23 protein-coding genes and 1 riboswitch are annotated in these 23,210 nt (G+C 66.6%); of the genes, 7 read left to right on the plus strand and 16 right to left on the minus strand.

The annotated features are described in order from the left end of the window. Positions 1 to 86: 86 nt before the first annotated feature. Both FIU85_RS04495 and FIU85_RS04500 read left to right on the plus strand, forming a co-directional pair. Positions 87 to 1,151, plus strand: coding sequence for an alkane 1-monooxygenase (locus FIU85_RS04495; RefSeq protein ID WP_368372976.1), 1,065 nt, complete (start codon positions 87 to 89; stop codon positions 1,149 to 1,151). Positions 1,152 to 1,190: 39 nt separating this feature from the next. Next, positions 1,191 to 1,586: a hypothetical protein gene (locus FIU85_RS04500; RefSeq protein WP_152496005.1), complete on the plus strand. Its 396-nt coding sequence runs from the start codon at positions 1,191 to 1,193 to the stop codon at positions 1,584 to 1,586. A 7-nt stretch (positions 1,587 to 1,593) separates the two neighbouring features. Here the strand turns inward: FIU85_RS04500 and xseA are convergent, their stop codons facing one another. Further along, on the minus strand, positions 1,594 to 3,120 hold the full coding sequence (gene xseA / locus FIU85_RS04505) for an exodeoxyribonuclease VII large subunit (RefSeq protein WP_152496006.1): 1,527 nt from the start codon (positions 3,118 to 3,120) through the stop codon (positions 1,594 to 1,596). 38 nt (positions 3,121 to 3,158) lie between these two features. Further along, positions 3,159 to 3,719, minus strand: coding sequence for a type 1 glutamine amidotransferase domain-containing protein (locus tag FIU85_RS04510; RefSeq protein ID WP_152496007.1), 561 nt, complete (start codon positions 3,717 to 3,719; stop codon positions 3,159 to 3,161). 214 nt (positions 3,720 to 3,933) lie between these two features. On the opposite strand from FIU85_RS04510, the gene purD reads away from it, so the two are divergent. Further along, positions 3,934 to 5,199, plus strand: a complete 1,266-nt coding sequence (gene purD / locus FIU85_RS04515; RefSeq protein WP_152496008.1) for a phosphoribosylamine--glycine ligase — start codon at positions 3,934 to 3,936, stop codon at positions 5,197 to 5,199. Between the two features lie 147 nt (positions 5,200 to 5,346). On the opposite strand, the gene FIU85_RS04520 is transcribed toward purD, so the two are convergent. Then, positions 5,347 to 5,670 carry a 2Fe-2S iron-sulfur cluster-binding protein gene (locus FIU85_RS04520; RefSeq protein WP_057793755.1) on the minus strand — a complete coding sequence of 108 codons (324 nt, stop codon included), beginning with the start codon at positions 5,668 to 5,670 and terminating at the stop codon, positions 5,347 to 5,349. Positions 5,671 to 5,799: 129 nt separating this feature from the next. Here FIU85_RS04520 and FIU85_RS04525 point away from each other — a divergent pair, with 129 nt between their 5' ends. Genes FIU85_RS04525 through FIU85_RS04535 form a run of 3 tightly spaced genes read left to right on the plus strand, consistent with a single transcriptional unit; the run spans position 5,800 to position 7,476 of the window. Next, positions 5,800 to 6,195: an OB-fold nucleic acid binding domain-containing protein gene (locus tag FIU85_RS04525; RefSeq protein ID WP_152496009.1), complete on the plus strand. Its 396-nt coding sequence runs from the start codon at positions 5,800 to 5,802 to the stop codon at positions 6,193 to 6,195. 35 nt (positions 6,196 to 6,230) lie between these two features. Continuing rightward, positions 6,231 to 6,755, plus strand: coding sequence for a peptidoglycan-binding protein (locus FIU85_RS04530; protein ID WP_152496010.1), 525 nt, complete (start codon positions 6,231 to 6,233; stop codon positions 6,753 to 6,755). Between the two features lie 58 nt (positions 6,756 to 6,813). After that, entirely contained in the window at positions 6,814 to 7,476 is a 663-nt protein-coding gene (locus tag FIU85_RS04535; protein ID WP_152496011.1) for a hypothetical protein, read from the plus strand. Positions 7,477 to 7,500: 24 nt separating this feature from the next. Here the strand turns inward: FIU85_RS04535 and FIU85_RS04540 are convergent, their stop codons facing one another. The 6 genes from FIU85_RS04540 to FIU85_RS04565 all read right to left on the minus strand — a co-directional run bounded on the left by FIU85_RS04540 (position 7,501) and on the right by FIU85_RS04565 (position 14,998). Next, on the minus strand, positions 7,501 to 9,795 hold the full coding sequence (locus FIU85_RS04540) for a glycosyl hydrolase family 28-related protein (protein WP_152496012.1): 2,295 nt from the start codon (positions 9,793 to 9,795) through the stop codon (positions 7,501 to 7,503). A 1,085-nt stretch (positions 9,796 to 10,880) separates the two neighbouring features. Then, complete coding sequence (locus FIU85_RS04545; RefSeq protein WP_152496013.1) at positions 10,881 to 11,954, minus strand: Mrp/NBP35 family ATP-binding protein; 1,074 nt, start codon at positions 11,952 to 11,954, stop codon at positions 10,881 to 10,883. A 527-nt stretch (positions 11,955 to 12,481) separates the two neighbouring features. After that, positions 12,482 to 12,754, minus strand: a complete 273-nt coding sequence (locus tag FIU85_RS04550) for a hypothetical protein (protein WP_254701809.1) — start codon at positions 12,752 to 12,754, stop codon at positions 12,482 to 12,484. 101 nt (positions 12,755 to 12,855) lie between these two features. Continuing rightward, a riboswitch (cobalamin riboswitch) is annotated at positions 12,856 to 13,045 on the minus strand. A gap of 77 nt (positions 13,046 to 13,122) precedes the next feature. Next, positions 13,123 to 13,404 carry a GNAT family N-acetyltransferase gene (locus FIU85_RS04555; protein WP_152496014.1) on the minus strand — a complete coding sequence of 94 codons (282 nt, stop codon included), beginning with the start codon at positions 13,402 to 13,404 and terminating at the stop codon, positions 13,123 to 13,125. Positions 13,405 to 13,550: 146 nt separating this feature from the next. Beyond that, complete coding sequence (locus FIU85_RS04560) at positions 13,551 to 14,300, minus strand: YebC/PmpR family DNA-binding transcriptional regulator (protein WP_152491870.1); 750 nt, start codon at positions 14,298 to 14,300, stop codon at positions 13,551 to 13,553. A 212-nt stretch (positions 14,301 to 14,512) separates the two neighbouring features. Beyond that, on the minus strand, positions 14,513 to 14,998 hold the full coding sequence (locus FIU85_RS04565; RefSeq protein ID WP_152491869.1) for a lytic transglycosylase domain-containing protein: 486 nt from the start codon (positions 14,996 to 14,998) through the stop codon (positions 14,513 to 14,515). Positions 14,999 to 15,239: 241 nt separating this feature from the next. On the opposite strand from FIU85_RS04565, the gene FIU85_RS04570 reads away from it, so the two are divergent. Then, positions 15,240 to 15,527 carry a hypothetical protein gene (locus tag FIU85_RS04570; RefSeq protein WP_152496015.1) on the plus strand — a complete coding sequence of 96 codons (288 nt, stop codon included), beginning with the start codon at positions 15,240 to 15,242 and terminating at the stop codon, positions 15,525 to 15,527. A gap of 222 nt (positions 15,528 to 15,749) precedes the next feature. On the opposite strand, the gene FIU85_RS04575 is transcribed toward FIU85_RS04570, so the two are convergent. The 7 genes from FIU85_RS04575 to mgtE form a co-directional block, all read right to left on the minus strand. Then, positions 15,750 to 16,610 carry a DUF2189 domain-containing protein gene (locus FIU85_RS04575; protein WP_152496016.1) on the minus strand — a complete coding sequence of 287 codons (861 nt, stop codon included), beginning with the start codon at positions 16,608 to 16,610 and terminating at the stop codon, positions 15,750 to 15,752. A 206-nt stretch (positions 16,611 to 16,816) separates the two neighbouring features. Next, positions 16,817 to 18,595: an SLC13 family permease gene (locus FIU85_RS04580; protein ID WP_152496017.1), complete on the minus strand. Its 1,779-nt coding sequence runs from the start codon at positions 18,593 to 18,595 to the stop codon at positions 16,817 to 16,819. Beyond that, positions 18,595 to 19,551, minus strand: coding sequence for a DMT family transporter (locus FIU85_RS04585; protein WP_152491865.1), 957 nt, complete (start codon positions 19,549 to 19,551; stop codon positions 18,595 to 18,597). The genes FIU85_RS04580 and FIU85_RS04585 overlap by 1 nt, the downstream gene beginning before the upstream one ends. Further along, positions 19,548 to 20,360 (minus strand): TIGR00282 family metallophosphoesterase, encoded by an 813-nt coding sequence (locus FIU85_RS04590; protein ID WP_152496018.1) that lies wholly within the window; start codon positions 20,358 to 20,360, stop codon positions 19,548 to 19,550. The genes FIU85_RS04585 and FIU85_RS04590 overlap by 4 nt, the downstream gene beginning before the upstream one ends. Before the next feature lie 93 nt (positions 20,361 to 20,453). After that, positions 20,454 to 20,927 carry an OsmC family protein gene (locus FIU85_RS04595; protein WP_152496019.1) on the minus strand — a complete coding sequence of 158 codons (474 nt, stop codon included), beginning with the start codon at positions 20,925 to 20,927 and terminating at the stop codon, positions 20,454 to 20,456. 199 nt (positions 20,928 to 21,126) lie between these two features. Continuing rightward, on the minus strand, positions 21,127 to 21,684 hold the full coding sequence (locus FIU85_RS04600; protein WP_152496020.1) for a 5-formyltetrahydrofolate cyclo-ligase: 558 nt from the start codon (positions 21,682 to 21,684) through the stop codon (positions 21,127 to 21,129). Beyond that, entirely contained in the window at positions 21,681 to 23,117 is a 1,437-nt protein-coding gene (gene mgtE / locus FIU85_RS04605) for a magnesium transporter (RefSeq protein WP_152496021.1), read from the minus strand. The genes FIU85_RS04600 and mgtE overlap by 4 nt, the downstream gene beginning before the upstream one ends. Positions 23,118 to 23,210 lie beyond the last annotated feature (93 nt).

The raw sequence follows: 23,210 nt of genomic DNA on the forward strand, positions 1-23,210 counted from the left end.
ATCCGGCCAACCCGACATCGAAGATTGAGCGAATCGTAATCGCCCCCATGTTAAGGGTTCCGGCAAAGAAAGATCCCAGAGGCCCCATGAAAGACCTGCGTCTTTTCACCATCGCGACATGCCTGCCCGTCCTGCTGATCGGGCTGGGTGCGGCGTGGGGCGGTGCCTGGGCGTGGCTGGCGCTGGGGTATCTCACGGTACTGACCTTCCTTCTGGACCGCCTGATCGCGGTCGAGGCCGCCAATACCGACCCCAAGGCCGAGTTTCCCGCCGCCGACACGCTGCTGGCCGCGCTCGGCCTCGCGCATTTCGGCCTTTATGCCGCCGCGCTCTGGGCCATTGCGGGGCCGTCCGGCCTGTCGGGGGTCGAACGGTTTCTCACGGGCTTCGCCACCGGGCTCTTCTTCGGCCAGATCTCGCACCCCGTCGCGCACGAACTCATCCACCGCAAGGCCCGGTCCCTGCGCCTCTTGGGCCGGCTGATCTACACCTCGCTGCTGGTCGGCCACCACGCCAGCGCCCACCTGCGGGTGCACCATGTCCACGTGGGCAGCGACGGCGACCCCAACAGCGCCCGGCCCGGCGAAGGGTTCTACCGCTACGCCCTGCGGGCCAGCGCGGGATCGTTCCGCGCGGGCCTTAAGGCCGAGACCCGCCTGCGGGCCGGCCGCAAGCCGCTCTGGAGCCATCCTTACGCGCTCTACATCGGCGGCGCCGCGGCGCTGATGCTGGCCGCGACGCTGATCGGCGGCGTCCCGGCGCTGGCGGCGCTTCTGGCACTCTCGCTTTATGCGCAGATGCAGATCCTCCTGTCGGATTACGTTCAGCATTACGGCCTGCGCCGCGCCACCCTGCCCGATGGCCGGCTGGAACCCGTCGGCCCGCAGCATTCTTGGAACACGCCGCACTGGTTCTCCTCGGCGCTGATGCTGAATGCCCCGCGCCACTCGGATCACCATGTCACCCCCGCGCGCGGCTATCCCGCGCTGCAACTCGACCCCGCGACCATGCCGATGCTGCCCCTGCCCTTGCCGCTGATGGCCACCATCGCGCTCTTCCCCACGCTGTGGCGCCGCATCATGGACCGCCGTTGCGCCAAATGGCGGGATCGCGCCCGCGTGACCGCGGCCAGGCCCGTGCCGGGCGAATAACCCGTGGTCTCCCCCGTCCGCATCTGTCAGGATCACGCCATGCGCCTCTTGCTTGCCTGCGTCCTTGCCGCCACACCCCTTTTCGCCGTCGCCCAGGACCTCATGTCGGCCGACGAGTTCGACGCCTATACCCGCGGCAAGACCTTCTATTACGGCGCCCAGGGCGCGCCCTATGGCGGCGAGGAATATCTCGACAACCGCCGCGTGCGCTGGTCCTTCCTCGACGGGGAATGCCAGGACGGCGAGTGGTACGAGGATGACGGGCTGATCTGTTTCGTCTACGAGGGCAAGCCCGACCCCCAGTGCTGGAGCTTCCGGCGCTCCGGCTCGGGCCTCGTCGCGCAGTTCGAGAACGACCCGGCCCGGACCCAGCTTTACGAGACGGAACAGACCGGCGAGCCGCTCCACTGCCTCGGCCCCGAGATCGGCGTGTGAAACCGCGCTAGAACAGGCTGCCCTGCTCGGGCGGTGTCTTCTTGGGCTTCGGCGCGGGCTTTGCCGCAGGCTCCCGTTCGGCGGCCCGGGACGGGGTCGCGGCCGCATCGCCCCCACCGACCGCCAGCCGCCCGTCGGCAAACTCGATCTCCAGCGCGCCGGCCGCCTGTGCCGCGTCCTTCGTCGTCACCAGCGCCCCGTCGCCGCGCACCACGGCATAGCCCCGCTCCAGTGTCGCCTTGTAACCCAGCGTCTCGCGCAAGCGGTCCTGCGCGGCCAGCCGGTCGCGCCAGGTGGTGACCTGCCGTGCGCCCACGTCCGACAATCGCTTCGTGATGCGGTCGAACTCCGTGCGTTTCTGGTTGATGTCGCGCTGCAAGGCCCGCGTGTTCACCCGCGCGGCCAGCGACGCAAACCCCTCGCGGCGGTTCCGCACGCGCTCCCGCAGCATACCGGGCCGCAGCGCCCCGGCCTTTTCGGACAGCTTGACCTGCCGCACCTGGATCGACGCGCGCAACGCCCCGGGCAACTTGTCCGACATCCCGTCCAGCCTCTGACGCGGCCCGTCCAGCAGGGCCTCGCCCCGGGGCAGCGCCCGGCTCAGGTCGCGCAACCGTTGCTGCCGGGCCGTCACCTGCCCCTTCAGCGCCTGCAACAGCCGGCCTTCCTGCCCGTCCAGCCAGGCCAGCAGGTCCAGCCGCACCGGCACCGCCAGTTCCGCCGCCGCCGTGGGCGTCGGCGCGCGCTTGTCCGAGGCAAAGTCGATCAGCGTCGTATCCGTCTCGTGCCCGACGGCGGAAATCAGCGGAATTTCCGAGGCGGCTGCGGCGCGCACCACCGATTCCTCGTTGAACCCCCACAGGTCCTCGATACTGCCCCCGCCGCGCGCCACGATCAGAAGGTCCGGGCGCGGCAGCGCCCCGCCCGGTGTCAGCGCATTGAAGCCTTGAATGGCCCGCGTCACCTCGGGCGCGCATTTCTCACCCTGCACGGCGACAGGCCAGATCAACACCTTGCGGGGAAAACGGTCGCGCAGCCGGTGCAGGATATCCCGGATCACCGCACCCGAGGGCGAGGTCACCACCCCGATGACTTCCGGCAGGTAGGGCAGCCGCTTCTTGCGCTCGGGAGCGAACAGGCCCTCACCCGCCAGCGCCTTGCGCCGCGCCTCCAGCATGGCCATCAACGCGCCCATGCCCGCCGGCTTCAGGTCTTCGATGACGATCTGATAACGGGACTGCCCGGGAAACGTGGTCAGCCGGCCCGTGGCCACGACCTCCATCCCCTCTTCGGGCTGCACCGCCAGCTTGCTGGCGACACCCTTCCAGATCACCCCGGCCAGTACCGAGCGATCGTCCTTGAGGTCCATGTAGACATGGCCAGAGCGAGGCCGGCTCACGCGTCCCACCTCGCCCTTCACTCGCACGTGGGAAAACTCTCCCTCGATCATGCGCTTGATCACCCCCGACAGGTCGGAGACCGAGAATTCGGGGGCGTTTGCGCCGGGGTCGGGATCGTCAATCAGGTCGGACATGACCGCATCTTTGACGCATCCCGCCCCGGTTGAAAAGGTCAGGCGGCACGGGCGTCGTGACGGCCTTCACAGATTTCCTCGATCATCTTGCCGCAAAAGTTCGGCAGGTCGTTGGGATTGCGGCTGGTCACCACGCCCTGGTCGACCACGACCGGGCTGTCTTCCCATATAGCGCCGGCATTCTCCATGTCGGTGCGAATCGAATGGAACGAGGTCAGCTTGCGCCCCTTGGCGATACCCGCCTCGACCAGCAGCCACGGCGCGTGGCAGATGGCGGCGATGGGCTTCTTGGCCTCGAAGATCGCCTTGATGAAGCGCACGGCGCTCTTGTCGTTGCGCAGCATGTCGGGATTGATCTGGCCGCCGGGCAACACCAGCGCGTCGTAGTCGGCGGGGCTGGCGTCGTCGAGCGTCTTGTCGACATTCACCGAGTCGCCCCAGTCGTTTTCATTCCAGCCACGGATCTGGCCGGAATGGGTCGAGACGATATGTACCTCGGCCCCCTCGCTCAGCAGCGCATCGCGGGGTTTTTCCAGCTCGGATTGTTCATAGCCATCGGTGGCGAGTATGGCGATTCGTCGGTTGTGCAGTTTGGGCATCTCATTACTCCTGGATAACATCTACGTTCTGACCCGAAAACGCCGCCTGCACCCGATCCGTTCCCTCGACAGACGGTCGCACCTGTCCGCTCGGGCGTGCACGCGGCGCGCCCCTGGCAGCCGCGGCCCGGGATCACGGCGTGCCTCGGGCGGGGTCCTTGCCACCCCGAAGGCGACCGATTAGAGAACCAACAAAACCGGAGTCTTGGTACAGATGAATATCCTCATTCTCGGCGGCGGCGGGCGCGAACATGCCCTGGCCTGGGCGGTGATGCAGAACCCCAAATGCGACAAGCTGATCGTCGCGCCGGGCAATGCCGGGATCGCGCTGATCGCCGAATGCGCCAGCCTGGACATCGAGAACGGGGCCGCCGTGGTCAATTTCTGCGAGGCCAACGCCATCGAGTTCGTCATCATCGGCCCCGAGGCGCCGCTCGCCGCGGGCGTGGGCGACCGGCTGCGCGACGCGGGTTTTCTGGTGTTCGGCCCGTCGCAAGCGGCGGCCCAGCTCGAAGCCTCCAAGAGCTTCACCAAGGAGATCTGCGACGCCGCCAACGCGCCCACCGCCGCCTATGGCCACTTCACCGACGCCGGGGCGGCGAAGGACTACGTGACGGAGCAGGGCGCACCCATCGTTGTCAAGGCCGACGGGCTGGCCGCCGGCAAGGGCGTGATCATCGCCCAGACGGTCGAAGAGGCCCACGCCGCCATCGACGACATGTTCGGCGGCAGTTTCGGCAGCGCCGGCGCCGAGGTGGTGATCGAGGAATTCATGGTCGGCGAAGAGGCGTCGTTCTTCGTGCTGTGTGACGGCCAGACCGCCCTGCCCATGGGCACCGCGCAGGATCACAAGCGCGTGGGCGACGGCGACACCGGCCCCAACACCGGCGGCATGGGCGCCTATTCCCCAGCGCCTGTCCTGACCGACGCCGTGGCCGAAAAGGCGCTGGAGGAGATCATCCGCCCCACCCTGCGCGTCATGGCCGAGCGCGACATGCCCTACCAGGGCGTGCTCTACGCCGGGCTGATGATCAAGGACGGCCAGCCCCGGCTGGTGGAATACAACGTGCGGTTCGGCGACCCCGAATGCCAGGTCTTGATGCTGCGCCTCGGGGCACAGGCGCTGGACCTGATGCAGGCCGCCGCCGAGGGGCGCCTGCACCAGGTCGAGGCCAACTGGGCCGACGACCACGCCCTGACCGTGGTGATGGCGGCAAGGGGCTATCCCGGCGCCTATGAGAAAGGCAGCGTCATCAGCGGGCTGGACGACTGCCCGGAAGACAGCTTTCACATGGTGTTCCACGCCGGCACCGGCGAGACGGACGGAAAGATCACCGCCACGGGCGGCCGGGTGCTGAACGTGACCGCGCGGGGCGACACCCTGCGCGAGGCCGCCGACCGGGCCTATGGCATGATCGACAGGATCGACTGGCCCGAAGGGTTCTGCCGCCGCGATATCGGATGGCGGGCGCTGGACTGAGGTTCGGACCGCGCTGCGCCCGGTCAGACCGATGCGGGGGCCAGCCCCCGCACGCGTTGTAAAGCGGGGGCCAGCCCCCGCACGCGTTGTAAAGCGGGGGCCAGCCCCCGCACCCCCGGAATATTTACAGCCAGAGGAAGGGGCGGGTCAGATCTGTTTCTCGGGCATCTGCACGACAAGGCCGTCCAGCGCGTCGCTGACCTTGAGCTGGCACGTCAGGCGCGAGCGCTCGGGGTCGGGCTCGAACGCGAAGTCCAGCATGTCCTCTTCCATGTCGTCCTTCGCCGGCAGCTTCTCGACCCAGGCCGGGTCGACATAGACATGGCAGGTCGAACAGGCGCAGGCGCCGCCGCAATCGGCCTCGATGCCGGGAATGTTGTTGTCGCGCGCGCCTTCCATCACGGTCAGGCCGTTGGCGACCTCCACCTCGTGCTTGGTGCCGTTATGTTCGATATAGGTGATCTTGGCCATGAAATCGGGCTCCCGTCGCTTGCGTTTTTCAAGGGTTCCTAGCCGCGCCATGTAGGCGATGCCAGTCCCATTTGCGACATCGCCGGGAAAAGAGTTGCCTAAAATCCAGCATGTTCTATCTTTGTTCCCATGAGAGTTCTCACCGCCGCCGCCCCACATGACTGGCCCCGCCCGCCGGCCGCGCTGGTGGCCGCGCGCCTGGCCGATCCGCCCGAAGGCGCGCGCGTGACGGTGGCGGGCCTCGTGATCCTGCGCCAGCGGCCCGGCACCGCCAAGGGCGTGATCTTTCTGACGCTGGAGGACGAGACCGGCGTGGTCAACGTCGTGGTCTGGCGCGCGCTTTACGAACAATACCGCCGGGCCGTCATCGCCGGACGGCTGTTACGCATCACGGGCCGGATCCAGCGGCAATCGGGCGTGGTGCATGTCATCGCCGAGGAGGTCGAGGATATCTCGCCCCTGCTCGACCGCCTGCTGGAGAGCGCGGATGACTGCACGCTTCCCCAAGCGGGTGAAACCGGGTAAGATGCTGCAAAACACGCCTAAAAAGGCACGAGCAGATGATCCGACCGACCCTGATTGCCCCTTGCGCATTCCTTGCGCTGGCCGCCTGTGGCGAGGTGCCCCGCACCGCCGCCGCCCCCGACGCGGTGCAACGGCTGGACACCCCGCCCCCCGGCGCGGCCCCCGGCACCTGCTGGGCCCAGGATACGTCGCCCGCCGTGGTGGAGACCGTGACCGAACAGATCCTGGTCAGCCCCGCGGAGGTCGCCGGGGACGGCACCGTCACGCGCCCCGCCAGCTATCGCACCGAGACCGCACAGAAGATCGTGCAGGAACGCCGCGTGACCCGGTTCCAGGTCCCCTGCCGGGCCGAGTTGACGCCTGAATTCAACGCCTCGGTGCAGCGCGCGCTCAAGGCCCGCGGGCTTTATCGTGGGCCGATCAACGGCGAGATGGACCGTCGCACGCGCGCCGCCATCCGCAGCTTTCAAAAGCCGCAGGGCTTCGATTCCGATATCCTGTCCGTGGCCGGGGCACGCCAGCTCGGCCTGATCGCGGTGCCCCGCGACAGGCCCGGCTGACCGGGCCGCATTAACCTGGCATTTACCAAATCTGACCAAGCTGACCGCGTGAGGTGCTATGCCGCTCAAGCGCGTCGTCATTCCGGTCCTGTTGCTCGCCGCCCCCGTCCCGGCGCTGGCCGGACCGTGGCTGCGCGCCGAGGACCGGACGTTTCTCAGCACCTCGATCGAGATCGACGCCGAGGGCGGCCTCTCCGACGGCGGCGGCTTCTACGGCTCGATTTATGCCGAACACGGGCTGACCGACCGGCTGACGCTCGGCCTCGACGCGGGCGGCCACGAGGACGACATGTCCAATGCCATCGCCTTTCTGCGCTGGCCCGTCGGCGCCACCGACCGCCCCCTGCGCCTCGCCGCCGAATTCGGCCTCGGGATGGCGCGGGAAACCTTCGCCCTGCGCCCCGGCCTCAGCCTGGGGCGCGGGGTCGCGCTTGGGGACACGCCCGGCTGGATCAGCGTCGACAGCCGGGCGGTGATCATCGACAGTTTCGACGGCGTGCTGGAAACCGACATCACGTTCGGCCTCAGCCCCGGCCCCGACGCCAAGGTGATCTTGCAACTGCAGACGGGCATCCCGACCGACAGCGCCCCTTACGCCAAGCTGGCGCCGTCCTATGTCCACCGGATCGCCCCGGGATATCATGCCGAGATCGGCGTGGTCGCCGGCGTGGCAGAAGCCGATGATTTCAAGCTGAAAATCGGCTTCTGGCACCAGTTCTGACAGGGGTCGCGAACGACCCTCGCGTCAGATCAGGTCGTCGATCCTGACCCGCATCGTGACCGTCCCGCTGACCGCCTTTTCCCAGCGCAGGTTGACCTGATCCTTGTTCGGGCCTTCCTTGCCGTCATAATACGGGATGCCGAAATAGGCGTCGCCATTGGCCTCGCGGATCGGCCCTTCCGGCACGATCGCCTCGACCGTCTGCGCCCAGGCCTCGAAGGGCAGCTTGGGATGCGGCGCCACGACCCAGGTCTTCTGCGCGCTGGCCTCGGTATGTTGCAGGACCAGCGGGTTTTCCACCTGGATGTTCACGTTGAAATAGGCGTTGTCCTCGAAGCGGATGTTGCGGAACCGCTCGAAATTCAGCGTGGCAAAGCTGGTGTCGATCCCCTCGAAACGGTCGATCGGCCCGTCGATCAGCCGCACCGTGTTGCCCGTCACCGTCAGCCCGTTGATGAAATGCCCCGGCCCGTAGGGCTTCACGATCAGAAAGTTGAACGACGGCGCGGTGCTCTGGCTGAGGAACACGTTGCTGGTGATCGACAGCGCGCTGAACGAGAACTCGCTCGAAAAATCTGGCGCCTCGTCATACTCGTTGGCCCACTCGATCGACCCGTCGCAGATATAGTTCCCGGTGATCGTGCCGCGATTGTTGGTCCGCGTCAGCACGAAAATCGCGCTGCGCGGGCCGGGATCGGCGCTGTCGCCCTGGAAACAGTGGTTGCCCATGATGATGCTGGACGACCCCGCCAGGATCGCGAAATGCTTGAAGAAATTGCAGCGGCAGTTGCGGATCTTGATGTCATTGCCGTTGCAGTTGACGCCGATCGTGGTCCGGTCCGGTACCAGCAGCGGGCTTTCCCGGGACAGGAACTGGCAGCGGTCGATCATCATGCCCTGGTCGCCCTCGCCGTGGCTGGTGATGCCCCGGTCGCGCGGCTGGGTGAAAAAGCAATCCCGGAAATGGATCGCCGATCCGGCGGGCGGCAGCAGCACGGCACTGCAATCGCCGCCGCACTGGAACTCGATATTGGACACCGCGAACTTCGAAACCTGGGCGAAGCCGCTGAAATCCCACATGTATTTGAAACGCTTGAACGTATAGTTCTGCGTGCCTTCCGCGTCGTAGAGCGGCTGGCTCAACGTCACCGTCTGGGCGCCCACATTCCTGGCCCGCACGTAAACCTCGCGGCCCACCCCGTTGCCGGTCACGAGCGACCCCACCTGGATGTTGGCCACATTGGCGACATTGGTCAGCCGCTTGTTGTCATTGGCGTTGTAGGTGGCTTGCGAGGTGACGGTATCGGTGTCCCAGTTCGGCCCCGGAAAGACCGAAAACTGCGCATTCTTGATCACGTGCCGCGTCTTGTAGGTGGTCCGGTTCGGCACGGCGGCCTGCATGTCCACGGGTTCGCGCAGCGCCACCTTGCGGCCCTTCATGTCCAGCTCCACGTGGCCGGGGTTGTTCAGCAGCGCCTGGTAGGCCTTCTTGAAGGCCATCTCCGTATCGCCGCCGAACGCATCCACGTACTTGGAAAAGTCGAAATCGTTGACCAGTTCGAAGATCTTGTCCACCGGCATCGTGACCTCGCCTTCGAAACTGACCTTGCTTTGCATGGTCAGGCTGTCCGCCAGGTAATAGGTCCCCGCAGGCTCCAGGACCGTGCGGCCGTTCGCGGCGGCGTCGGCGGCCTCGAAGGCGGGCAGGTCATCGGTGCTGCCGTCGCCCTTCGCGCCATAGTCGCGCACGTCCACCAGGCCGATGATGTCGCGCAGGAACACTTCGGTCACATCCTCGATCCGCAGGTCGTCGATCCGCACCACGCCACCGTTCGGCCCCGTCAGGTCGATGCCGAAATGCCCGTACAGGGGCTCGGTGCCCCACACCATGTCCACGCCGCCACGGTCGCCGCTGCCGACGATGGCCCTGACCTCGAAAACCTCGCCGTAACTGGTCAGCGTCACGCTGGGGCCGGTCTCGGTCAGCCCGGTCACGTGAGTGCCGCCCGCACCGCCGGCCCACCCGGCGATGCGCACGTTGGGCAGGCTGCCGGACACCGCCTTCACCCGCGCGGTGATCTGCAGGTAACAGCCCGGCAGGATCGGCGTCTCGCCCATGTAGCGCAGCTTCTGCGTGCCCTGGACCTTCTGGACCTCCAGCGCGCCGCCGAAATCCTGGTCGGCGGGGACGAAGGCGGCATTGGCGGCGCCATCATAGGTGTCCGACCCCGGCGTGCCGTTCTCGCTCGACCAGACATCCAGCCCGTTCGCAAAAGGCGGCGGCATGAAGACGATGCCATCGGTGATTGCCTTGTTCATGAATTTCCCTTTCCGCGCCCGGGGGCCTTCCCCCAAGGCGTCACGTGATTGCCAGCAAAGGCGCGACACGGACCGCACCCGGGCTTCGGGAAGTATCAACGGGGGGTTAACGGGGGATCAGGCCACCGTGACGGTGGGGGCACGCTCCTGCACGCACCGGCAGCTCAGCGGACCTTTCCGCCGTTCACGACGGAAGCGAGCGTCAGCCCCTGGGGTGGCGATCCGACGGAAATTCTGAAGCACTTTATGCCTGCCAAATACATCCTCGGAAGGGTTGTTGCGCCCGGCCTCAGACAAATCGCCAGCCCGAGGGAGGGGCTGACGATGGCCGGGCAGCTTCGCGGCTGTCAACCGGCCGGGGGCCCAATTTCGAAAGTTGGTAAGGGCTAGTAGCCGCCTTTCGCCGCAGCTACGATGCTCCGAGACCCTCCAAGGTCCGCTGTGCGAGACCTCGCTGCCGTTCAAGACGGAGGCAAGCGTCAGCCCCTGGGATGGCGATCCGACGGAAATTCTGAAGCACTTTATGCCAGCCAAAGACATCCTCGGAATGATCGGTGCGCCCAGCCTCAGCCAAATCGCCAGCCCAAGGGAGGGGCTGACGATGGCCGGGCCGCTTCGCGGCTGTTAACCGGCTGGGGGCTCGATATTAGTGTCTCTCACGGACTCGGACCGTACATTCGCCGCGATAAAGATGAATGGCCGAATTGCGGACAAACCAAACGTCAGCCTCACAAGCCGCTTGATTGCCAGACCGCGGGCTGGCGACCGACCGATGTTCGGCGCAGTTTATCCGCGCCACGTCCGCAAAAACTCGGATCGAAGCACCACCGTCACCCAATCGCCAGCCCGGGGGGGTGGTCTGGCGATCGCGCGGCGGCCTCCGGCCTTGATTCCGCGCGACACGTGTCTTTCTTCACGTCGGTTATGCCGGACGTAAAAGACGTCCGATCTATAGCCCCGGCGCGGAGTCAAGCCGCAGGCCCCGCGCCATCGCCGCCCCCACGGCCCGGCGATGGCGCTCGGGGATGTAGATCACACTTGTCCGCAATAAACCCACATCAGACTGTCGCTGCAAATCCCGCCGGCTACGCCATCCCGCCCTGCACCAACCTTTCCGCCAGCCGCGCATAGGCGTCCGACACCGCGCCGTCCTCCAGCGCCACGGGCCGCCCGGCATCGCCGCCAAGCCTTGTGTCGAGGTCGATGGGCAACGCCCCCAACAGCGGCAGGCCCAGCCTCTCGGCCTCGGCTGCCACGCCGCCATGGCCGAATATCGCCGCCTCGTACCCGCATTGCGGGCAGTGAAACATCGACATGTTCTCGATCAGCCCCAGCACCGGCGTCTTCAGCGTGTTGAACATGTCGATCGCTTTGCGCGCATCCAACAGCGCCACGTCCTGCGGTGTCGACACCACCAGCGCCCCCGTGGGCTGCGCCCTCTGGCACAGGGTCAGCTGCACGTCCCCAGTGCCCGGCGGCAGGTCGACCAGCAGCGCGTCCAGCTCGCCCCAGTCGACCTGGGCCATCATCTGCTGCAACGCCCCCATCAGCATCGGCCCCCGCCACACCACGGCGCGATCCTCCTCGATCATCAGGCCGATGGACATCATCTTGACGCCATGCGCCTCCAACGGCGTCAGGATCTTGCCGTCCGGGCTCTGGGCGCGTTCGGTCACGCCCATCATGCGCGGCTGGCTCGGCCCGTGGATATCGGCATCGAGCAATCCGACGCGCCGACCCGCCCGCGCTAGCGCCACCGCCAGGTTCGACGCCACGGTCGACTTGCCCACGCCACCCTTGCCCGACGCCACCGCGAGAATCGATTTCACCCCGCTCGGCCGGATCGACGCGCTGCCGCCCTCGGGATGCCGCCCGACCTTCAGCGTCGGCGCGGGCGCCTCGGGCGCCTCGGGCGCCTCTGCGGTCAGCGCGACCTGCGCCGATGTCACCCCCTCGACCGACAGCGCCGCACGCTCGGCGGCGGCCCGCAGCGGTTCCATCCGGCGGGCCATCTCGGGGCTGGGCGCCTCCAGCACGAATCGCACCTCGCCGCCTTCGAGTCGCATCGCGCGCACCATGTCGCGCGAAATCACCGTCCCGCCGTCCGGCAATTCCAGCCGGTCCAGCTCTCGGCGCACATTTTCGAGTATTTTCGTCATGCCCGGTCTCCATGCATCTGCGGCGTTGAAAGTGGCACTTCCAGAAGCAGGTGCAACCCCCGTTTCAACCCCGCCCAAAAAACTGGCAAAGCGGTGATTTCACACGTAAAAAATGATCCGATCTTCTATGCGCCAACTGCATAGCTGCGTTGCAGCAAAACGTATTGTGCATGCGCAGCATATCGCTATCTTTAACTCAACAGCGAACGGAAACGGTCACAGCGCCAAACGCTCGCGAAAACAATCAGGTGCCTCTCCTCCCGTTTGGTACCTGTTCGGGATACCGCCTCTCCTCCCTTGTGCGGTCCCGGCAAGACCTGGGTTCCCTTGGAACCCAAACCTGACGAACGGTCCCTTCCTCCTCCCTGGGGCCCGACGTAAAGAACGGCGGCGCCTCTCCTCCTCCCTGGCGTCGCCGTTTTTTCTTTTTTACCCCGACAGCGTTCACAAGGCCCTCGCCGCACCGCCCCCGCGCCGGCAAACAGCCAGCGACCCCGCCGGCACGCGGCAGGATCAAGGGCCTGGGATCAATGCACCACCCTTGCGGCCCGCCCGCGCCGGCCCCGCGTCATCGGCGCGGCGTGGCGCGCCTCCTCCAGCACGCGGGCAAACGCCCTGGCCGCCGCGCTGTCGGCATTCCGGACCGCGGGTTCGGCCAGCGCCTCGCGCACGACCCCCGCCGTGACGGCGCCGGGATAGCCAAAGACCCACTCCAGGAAACCCAGCCGCGCCACGGCCTCGGCCTCGGCGCCGGTGGCCCCGCTGCGCTCCAACCCGTTCATGATCGGTGTCAGGCTCATGCTTTCTGCTCTTCCTCCGGCCGCACCCCGGGCCGGACTGGGGCGAGGGAAGGCCGCGCGAGAACCGCTTTTCCGGTCCACCGCCCGCACCGCCCCCCGCGGTTCGACGTCGTCCCAAAGGCTGGTTTCCGGGCTTGGCGGGGGTGCGGATACGCGCGCCTTCCCGGGGCATGTCGCCCCAGTGGCCATCTGCGGTATCCCCCATCCTTACCGTTGCGGGGGCAGCGCCGGACTTGCACCGGCTTCCCAATTCTCCGCGACCTGCGCGGCACCTTCGGGACTCTCACTTTGCCGCCAAGCGGCCCCTGACGCAACCCGCGATTGCGACGTTGAAGCGCCGCGCGACGACACGCGCCACACCTTCAAGCTCAGGCCAGAACGTCCGCCCACTCCGGGTGCCGGCGAAACTGCGACGCGGCAAACGGGCAAAGCGGCGTGATCTTGCGCCCCGCCGCGCGGGCATCCTCCACCGCGCGGGTCACCAGCGCCAGCCCCACGCCCTTGCCGCGATACGCGTCCGGCACGCCGGTATGGTCGATGATCATGCCCGTGCGCCCCAGCTTGGAATAGGTCAGCTCCGCCTCCGGCCCGTCGTCGATCCGGGTGACATAGCGCCCCTTGCTCTCTCCGTCTTCGTGTTCGATCTGCATGTCTATACTCCCCTGGCTGCGCGCAGCATGCCGCAGCGCCGCAAAAAGGTCCACAACTCGGCACAGCGCAGGCTCCGCGCACGAAACCGCCTCGAACGCAAAACGGCGCCCCGCCGGGGCGCCGCCTCAAACCCACGCGGGCCGGATCACTCCGCCGCCAGCTGGTCCATCACCTCGTCGCTGGCCTCGAAATTCGTCGTGACATTCTGCACGTCGTCATCGTCTTCCAGCGCGTCGATCAGCTTCATCAGCTTTTGCATGCCTTCCAGGTCCAGTTCGGTGGTGGTCGTCGGACGCCAGGCCAGCTTGGTCTCCTCGCTTTCGCCCAGCTCCGCCTCCAGCGCGGTCGAGACATCGTTCAGGTCGGTATCGGCACACCAGATCACGTGCCCGTCCTCGCCCGATTCCACGTCCTCGGCCCCGGCCTCGATCGCGGCCATCATCACCGTGTCGCCATCGCCCGCATCCGAAGGGTAGGTCACCTGCCCCTTGCGCTCGAACATGAACCCGACAGAGCCGGTCTCGCCCAGGTTCCCGCCATGCTTGGTAAAGGTCGAGCGCACCGTGCTGGCGGTGCGATTGCGGTTGTCGGTCATCGCCTCGACGATCACCGCCACGCCGTTGGGCCCATAGCCCTCGTACCGGATTTCCTCGTAATCCTCGCCCTCGCCCGCGACCGATTTCTTGATCGCCCGGTCGATATTGTCGTTGGGCATCGACTGCGACTTGGCCTGCTTGACCGCCAGTCGCAGGCGCGGGTTCTTGTCGGGGTCCGGGTCGCCCATCTTGGCGGCGATGGTGATCTCTTTCGACAGCTTGGAAAAGAGCTTCGCCCGCTGGGCATCCTGACGGCCCTTGCGGTGCTGGATATTGGCCCATTTGGAATGGCCGGCCATGACGTGCCTCCGATGACATGCGTAAAGTTCACGCCTCTATAAATCAGGCGCAGGCCCCTGTGCAATCCCGCCAATCGCCCGCTCCGCGCCGCCGCGCTGGACCAGACCGGCGGCTATCTCTTGAAGGATGACAGGCGCGCCGCCCGGCCCCGGACCGCCCCCATGCCCGGCGTGTCATGTCGCGCGATCCGGGCCGCCCAGGCCGCGCCGCCTCAGCGGCAGTGCCGCGCGATCTCGCGCTCGCGCAAGCCGGTCTGAACCAGCAGACACTTGTCCCGCGCGGCATAGTAATAGCCCCGCGCGTACCACATCACCGCGTCGGGCTCGCTGCCGTCCGACACCAGCCATGCGCCGCGCAGGTACTTCACCGCGTATTTCAGGTTGGTTTCCGCATCCAGAAGGTCGCTCGGCGCGCCCTGAAACCCCATGCCCCGTGCGGTGGCGGGCAGGATCTGCATCATGCCGAAATAGGGCCCGTTGCGCGCCCCGGGCCGATAATCGCTCTCGCGCTGCACCACCCGGTGCACCAGCGACCGTGGCACCTCGTAGTCGTCGGCATACTGGTTGATCAGCGCCCGAAGCTGCGGCGTCTCGTTGGGATAAAGCGGCGGGCTGTGCGCGGCACGCGGCTCCGGCGCCTCCTTCGCACTGCATCCCGCAACCACGCAAACCAGCATGAAGGCCATCAAACGCCGCATCAGAGAATCCCTCGTTGTTTCGGGGTTTCTTCCCCAAGCCGGCATTTCAGGCAAGCTTCTTGGCATCCGACGCGCGAAAATCCGCCCGAAACCGCGCGCGCCCCGCAAGATTTCACACCGTGCATCTTGACGCAGGGGCAGCCTCAACCGATCTTCGCTGCATCCGGGTGCGAGGCTCCACCCGGCGGCTACAAGGCGCGGGGTCGCGCCAAGAGTGCTTTCCTCCCCTGGACATACAGACATGCGCATCATCATCGCAACGGCCCTTGCCGCGTTCGCGGCCCTTCCTGCATTCGCCGACCAGACCCAAGGCAACGTGGTCTCATTCGACCGCGACACCAACGTTCTCGTGCTCTCTGACAAGACAGTGTGGTACATTCCCGGCGACATCGTCCTGCCCGCCGACCTTGCCGCTGGCGATCGGCTCCAGTTCGACTATGACACCGCGGGCGAGGATGGCCTCACCAAGATCCACGCGATCACCCGCGTCGCCATGGCCGCGACTCAAGGCGCGCGTGGCGGCAGCTGACAGGTAGACCCCACTGCATGGGCGGGCGGGGTTTCCCCGCCACGCCATGCAGCCGAATGATCAAAGCGGCGTCGGCTGATCCCGTCTGCGGCAAAGGCATCGCCTTCAGCCGCCCACCGGCCCAGCCCCGCCGCGCAACAGTACCCACGACCGAATGAGACCGGCCCTGCGGCTCTGCATCTTTGGGCACAACCGGATTTGCGATCGGGGGTCGAAGACACGCTACACCCACCCCACCGCCGCACGATAAAGATGCCATGTCGCGTGGCCCAACACCGGCAGCACTATGATCAGCCCAAGGAATAACGGCACCGTCCCGATCAGCATCAGGACGGCCACGATGGCCCCCCACCGGGCCACGATGGCCGGATTCTTCTGCATCACGCGCAGCGACGTCGCCACCGCGACAGCCAGCCCGACCCGGCGGTCGATCAGCATCGGAAAGGTCGTCAGGCTGACCGCCAGTACCGTCACAGCAAAGACCGCGCCGACGGCAATGCCGACAACGATCATCGTCCAGCCCGGCCCGGTCGTCAGAACGTCCGTCATGAAACCTGTCAGGCTCTGCGGCGGCTGCGGCCCCAGCGTCCAGTCATAGATCTTCATCGCGGCCAGCATCCAGATCAGGAAGACCGCCAGCAGATACACCGCCATCACCAGCACCGGCCCGACATTCTCGGCCCGGACCACCGACAAAGCGGCGCTCCAGCCCACCTCCTCGCGCCGCTCCGCCTGCCGGCTCATCTCGTAAAGCCCGATCGCCACGACCGGCCCCAGCAACAGAAAACCTGCCGCCAATGGGAACAGCATCGGCAGCATCGCCCTGTGGAAGGCAAAGAAGGACAGGCAAAGACCGATCGCCGGATAGATCATCACCAGAAACATCACGTCGCTGCGAAAGCGGCTGAAATCGGCATAGCCCTTGTGCAAGGCATCACTCAGATCCCTGTGTGACAACGACCTAACCTTCGGTGTGGCACCGGCCTCGCCACTCAGCGCGACGGTGGCATCGCCCACCGACCGGCTCGCGCCAGACACGCCCTGAAAGAACCATGACAGCGGGTTTCCGATTGTTTTGACCATGAGACACTCCATTCCTCCGTTCGGCCGGGCATCCCCGGTCGGATTGGGTCTGGGCGGGTCTCGTCACTTGGCGGAACACCCGCCTGTGATTACAGCGTACCACAACCAAGGCGTGCGGGTGATCACGATTTGGGGACGTCACCCGTCAGGGACGGCGCACCGGATCTTTCACTGTTCCAAAAATACTCGAAGTCCCCGCGACCGCCCTATAGCGGCCAGATGAACGGGATCAGCGCACTGGCCAGCAGTCCCACGCTCAGGTTCAGCGGCACGCCGACCTTCAGGAAATCGGTGAACTTGTAGCCCCCCGGCCCGTAGACCAGCGTGTTGGTCTGGTACCCGATCGGCGTGGCGAAACTGGCCGAGGCCGCGACCATCACCGCCACAACCAGCGCCCGCGCGTCGATCCCCATCGCATCCGCCAGCCCGATGGCAATGGGCGTCACCACCACCGCCACCGCGTTGTTGCTCACCAGTTCCGTCAGCACCGAGGTCAGAAGATAGATCGCCCAGACGATCAGGAAGGGCGGCAATGCCGACAGCCCTGGCGCTACCGCGTTCACGATCAGTTGCACCGCGCCCGACGCATCCAGCGCCGCACCGATGGCCAGCATCGAAAAGATCAGCGCCAGCAGCCGCCCTTCGACAAAGGAAAATGCCTCGTCCGCGTCGATGCAGCGCGACAGCAGCACCACCGCCAGCGCGATCACCGTCAGCGCCAGGATCGGCGCCACGCCCAAAGCGGCCAAAACCACGATCCCCGCCAGGGCCGCCAGCGCCACGGGCGCGTGCCCGCGCCGGAACGCCTTGGCCGAGGGCTGGCTCACGTCCACCAGGTCCATCTCGCCCGCCAGCCGCTTGATGTCCTCCGGCGCCCCTTCCAACAGCAGCGTGTCGCCCACCCGCACGATCAGGTCGTCCAGCTGCCGCCCGATATTCTGGTTCCGCCGGTGCACCGCCAGCGGATAGACCCCGAACCGCCGCCTCAGGCGCAGCGAGCCGAGCGAACGCCCCACCATCTTGCAGCCCGGCGTGATCAGCACCTCCACCGTCGTCGTCTCCACCGCCGACACCTGGTCGACCCGCTTCAGCTCCTTGTTGCGCTGCAGGCTCAGCAGTTCCGTCATCTGCGTGCGCAGCACCACCCGGTCGCCCACCTGCAACTCGACCCCCTGCAGGTTGCGCCGCAGCGAGATATCGCCCCGCACCACGTCCACCAGCCGCACGCCCTCGCGTTTGAACAGCTGCACGCCCGTCACCTCGCGGCCAATCAGGTTGCTGTCGGGCGGGATCACAGCCTCGGTGAAGAACTTCATCTTCGAGCGGTCCGACAGCATGTCCGCCATGCTCTCGCGGTCCGGCAACAGGCGCGGCGCGATGAAATAGAGGTATACCGCCCCCCAGGCCACCAGACACAGCGCCAGCGGCGTCACCTCGAATATCCCGAACGGCTCCATCCCCTGCGACCGTGCCACCCCGTCGACCAGCAGGTTGGTCGAGGTCCCGATCAGCGTCAGCGTGCCGCCCAGGATCGCGGCGTAACTCAGCGGGATCAGCATCTTCGAGGCCGTCACCCCCAGCGTCCGCGCCAGTTGCACGAAAATCGGGATCATCACCACGACCACCGGCGTGTTGTTCATGAAGGCCGAGCCGAAAACAACAAAGACCATCAGCATCCCGATGGCCAGCTTGGGGTTCACCTTGGCCTGCCGGTCCGCGACCGTGGTGAACGCATCCAGCGCCCCGGTGCGCACCAGCGCCCCCATCACCACGAACATCCCCGCGATGGTCCAGGGCGCGGGATTGGCCAGAACCTCCAGCCCCGCGTCATAGGGCAGCACCCCCAGCGCCAACAGCACGGCGGCCCCGCTCAGCGCCACCACCTCGGTGGGGTAAACCTCGCGGATGAACAGCACGAACATCACCGCGACCACGCCCAGGGCGACCAGCGGTTGGGCGCCCTGCGAAAGTTCCATGAATTGCATCAGCTCTGCCCGTCCCGGTCCGATGTCATGCCAGCTTCGGCATTCTCATCTATCACGCGCCCCGGCACAAGAACCCGTGCCGCCCGGGGCTGCACCAGGAACATGCCCAGCATCATCGTACCCAGCGCCAGCCAAACCCAGATTGCATAGCTTTCCTGCAACAGGGCCATCGACCATAACACGCCTGCCGCCGTCACCATGTAGGACGTCTGCGCGGTAAAGACCGACCCGGCCCGCCCGACCATCCAGACATAGGTCGCATAGACCAGCGCGTGCAGCGCCGCCCCCGCCGCCAGCGCCAGCTCGGGCACGCCGATCCCGTCCATCGGATTGATCCACTGCCCGCTCATCACCGCCGCCGGCAAACAGATCACCAGCCCGACAAGCGACGCGCCCAGGATCACCTGCATCGGGTCCAGGCCCTGCGTGCCCCACAAGGCCACCAGGTTGCCCTCGGTTGCGTAAAGCGCCGGCGCGCACAGTGCCAGCAGAACGAACCCCGCCGAGGCCGCGCCCGGCAGGCTCGCCTCCGGCCCCACCAGCATCACGATGCCCGCAAGGCCGATCACCACCCCGACAAGGCGCTGCCACTCGAACCGCTCATTGCCCAGCGCCACCGCGATCGGCAGCGAGAACATCGCCACGCTCGAGACAACGATCGACATCACGCCGCCCGGCAGTTTCGCCGCGGCAAGATAGAAGAAAACGTCCGGCAGGACCGCGCCGCACAGCGCGACCATCACGAAGAGCCGCAGATAGGCCCGGCCGAAAATAATCCTGCGGCCCCGGATCAGAGTCACCGCGCCCAGGCAGAGCACCACCACCACCAGCTGCCAGAAAATCAGGCCGACCGGCTGGTGCCCGGTGCTGACGGCAATCTTGGCCAGCGGAATTGTCAGGCCCCACCCCAACCCCATCGCAATCAGAATGGCATAAAGCCAAAGATCCGATTTCATGGGCCACCCGGCGCCAGCCGCCCGCCCTCGCGGACCATCTCGACACGCGTGGCTTTGCCGGTGGCGTCATCCGTCTCGACATACAGGCCGCACAGCGTGACCTCGCCCAGCGCCGGCGTGAACCGCTCCTTGCCCATGCCGGTCACGAAGCGCCGCATCGGCTCGGTCTTCTCCATCCCGATCACGCTCAGGTAGTCGCCGCACATGCCCGCATCCGACTGGAACGCCGTGCCCCCCGGCAGGATCTGCGCGTCGGCGGTGGGCACATGGGTGTGGCTGCCCACGACGATGCTCGCCCGCCCGTCGCAGTAATGCCCCATCCCCATCTTCTCGCTGGTGGCCTCGCAATGGATGTCGATCAGGCTGGCCTGCACCCCGCCGCCCGGCACATGGGCGCGCATCACCGTGTCGACGGCGCTGAACGGGTCGTCGAAGGCGCGTTTCATGAACACCTGCCCCAGCACCTGCGCCACCATCACCTTGCGCCCGCGCGCGTCGGAAAAGACCGCCGCACCGCGTCCCGGCGCGCCCTTGGCGAAGTTCAGAGGCCGCACGATCCGCGGCTCGCCCTCGATGAATTGCAGCATGTCCTTCTGGTCGAAGGCGTGATCCCCCAGCGTCAGGCAATCCGCGCCCGCCTCCAGCAGCGCCTTGGCATGTGCCCCGCTCAGACCCATACCACCGGTCGCGTTCTCTCCGTTGACCACGACGAAATCCAGCTTCCACGCTTGGCGCAGGCCCGGCAAACGTTCCGCGACGGCCTGCCGCCCGGCCCGGCCCATCACGTCTCCAAGATACAAAATCCTCATGCCGAAACTGGTAGAGACACCGCCTCCAAAGGGCAAGAGCCACCGACGCTCCCCCGCCGTCCCGGGCCTGACCCGGGACCTCCCCGCCCCCGTTCAGCCCGCCGCCACCTCGTAGCGCGCCTTGTAGACAATCGGAAACGCCACCGACCGCGCGATGAAACAGACGTCGTGAATGCGCCCGTGGATCGCGTCCGCCGCCTCCAGGTCCGTGCCCTCGGGCACCGTGATCACCGGGCGCAGCACGGCCCGCGTGAACCGCCCCTTGCCGGACGGCTCCACCTCCGCCTCGCCTAGCGGATCGTCGACATAGCCCTGCACCGCGATACCCGCATCACTGGCGAAATGCAGGTACCACAGCATGTGGCACGCGCTTACCGTCGCCAGCAACAGGTCCTCGGGATTGTGCAGCTTCGGGTCCCCGCCCAGCACCGGATCGTTCGAACACGCCACCACCGGCTTGCCCGGCGTCTCGATGTTCCACGTCCGGTCATAGCCCTTGTATGTCCGCGTGCCATCGCCCCGGTTGCCGGTCCAGACCACCCTGGCGGTGTAGGCGTGGGTGTCCATGTTCATCTCCTTGAAAAACGGCATCGGTACGCCGCGCGAACGCCAGACCGCGGGATGGCGACCCGACCGATGGTCAGGGCACTTTATCTCTGCAACTTCCGCAAGACCTCAAATCAAATCGCCAGCGTACCCCAATCGCCAGCCCGTCCGGGCGGTCTGGCAATCGCGCGGCTCAACACGGCAGGCCGGCGGTCCCCCGTCAAAACCCGATCACCCCTTTCTCCGTCACCACCATGTCCAGCGGCTGGTCCGTGGGCTCCAGCGGCAGCCCCTCGGCCTCTTGCGCAGCAAAGGCGAACCCGATGGCCAGCGTCGCCCGCTTACCCCTCAACAGCTCCAGCGTCCGGTCATAGAACCCCCCGCCATAGCCCAGCCGACCGCCATTCCGGTCGAACGCCACCAAGGGCACGATCAGGATCTCCGGCTCGAAGAAGTCATCCACCTCCGGCACCTTCGCGCCGAACGGCCCGTCGCGCAGGGCTCCGTCCGGCTCCCAGCGCGAGAATTTCAAAGGCTTCCCTTCGGCTTCGATCACCGGCACGCCCACCGGGCCATGCGCCGCCGCCTCGGCCATCGCCGGCAACGGGTCGATCTCGGTGCGGATGGGCATGTACCCCGCCAAGGGCACGCCGCGATACCCGGCCAGCACGCCGGACAACAGGCCCGCCCCCGCGCCCTCTGCCGCGTCAAACGCCACCTTGCGCCGCGCGAAGGCGGCCTTGCGCGCCGCCGCCTTCACCTCCGCCAGATCGCTCACAGCAGCACCACCGCCGCAAGACCAAGGAAGGCGAAAAAGCCCACCACGTCCGTCACCGTGGTGACGAACGCCCCCGAGGCCAGCGCCGGGTCAACACCCACGCGGTCCAGCACCACCGGAATCACCGTCCCGGCCAGGCCCGCCATCACCAGGTTGATCACCATCGCCGCTCCGATGACATAGCCCAGCTCCGGCCCGCCGAACCACAGCACGCCCACGATCCCCATCACCACGGCAAAGATCACTCCGTTGACCAGCCCCACCAGCACCTCGCGCCGGATGAACCGCCACACGTTCGACCCTGTAAGGTCCTTCGTCGCAATCGCCCGCACCGCCACGGTCAGGCTTTGCGTCCCCGCGTTGCCGCCCATCGACGCCACGATCGGCATCAAGACCGCCAGCGCCACGATCTGCGCAATCGCCGCCTCGAATTGCGCAATCACCAACGAGGCCATGATCGCCGTCACCAGATTCACCGCAAGCCACGGGAACCGCCGCTTGGTGGTGCTGATCACGCGATCGCTCAAGGACCCTTCCTCGCTCACACCGGCCAGGCGCAGGATGTCCTCCTCGTGCTCCTCGTCCAGCACCGCCATGGCGTCGTCGATGGTGATCACGCCGACCAGCCGCTCGTCCTCGTCCACCACGGGCGCGGAAATCAGGTGATACTGGTTGAACGCATAGGCCACGTCGCCCTCGTACTGCTCGGCGGGAATGACATGAAACGTCTCCTCCACCAGCGAGCTCAGCATCACCTCGCGCCTCGAGGCCATCAGCTTGCCCAGCGTCACGTTGCCCACGGGTTTCAGCCGCGGGTCCACCAGCACGATGTGATAGAACTGGTCCGGCAGGTCGTCCTGATCGCGCAGGTAATCGATCGCCTCACCCACGTTCCAGTGCTCGGGCGCCATCACCACCTCGCGCTGCATCAGGCGCCCGGCGGAATATTCGGGGTAACTCAGCGACTGCTGCACCAGCGTCCGGTCGCTGTCTTCCAGCACACCCAGGATCTCGGCCGCCCGGCTTTCCTCCATGTCCTCGACCAGGTCGACCACGTCGTCCGACTCAAGGTCGCGCACCGCGTTGGTCAGAACCTCCGGCGCCAGGATCGAGATCACCTCCTCGCGGATCGTCTCGTCCAGTTCCGTCAGAACGTCGCCGTCGAACTCGTGCCCGTAAAGCTCGATCAGCCGGCGGCGGTCGAAGGAATTGATCTGTTCCAGAAGGTCGGCGATGTCGGCGGGGTGAAACGGCTCCAGCTCCTGCCACAGCATCGCCTGGTCGCCGATATCCACGGCATACATGATCCGGCCAACGACCTTCTGATCCAGCACATAGGCGCTGTCCTCGCGCTCGGGCTCCCGCTCGGGCTCGGGCACCTGCGCGGGTTCGCGCTCTTCGGTCACGTCGTCCTGCTGGTTTTTCTCGGCCATCGCGCGCTCCCCGGTTCTGCGGCACCATGTAGGACAAAGCCGCGGGAAATCACAACGTAATATGCGGGATTTACGCCTGTCTTCCGCGCACCT

It is taken from the genome of Roseovarius sp. THAF8, from assembly GCF_009363735.1.
In the GTDB taxonomy this organism is placed as follows: Bacteria; Pseudomonadota; Alphaproteobacteria; order Rhodobacterales; family Rhodobacteraceae; genus Roseovarius.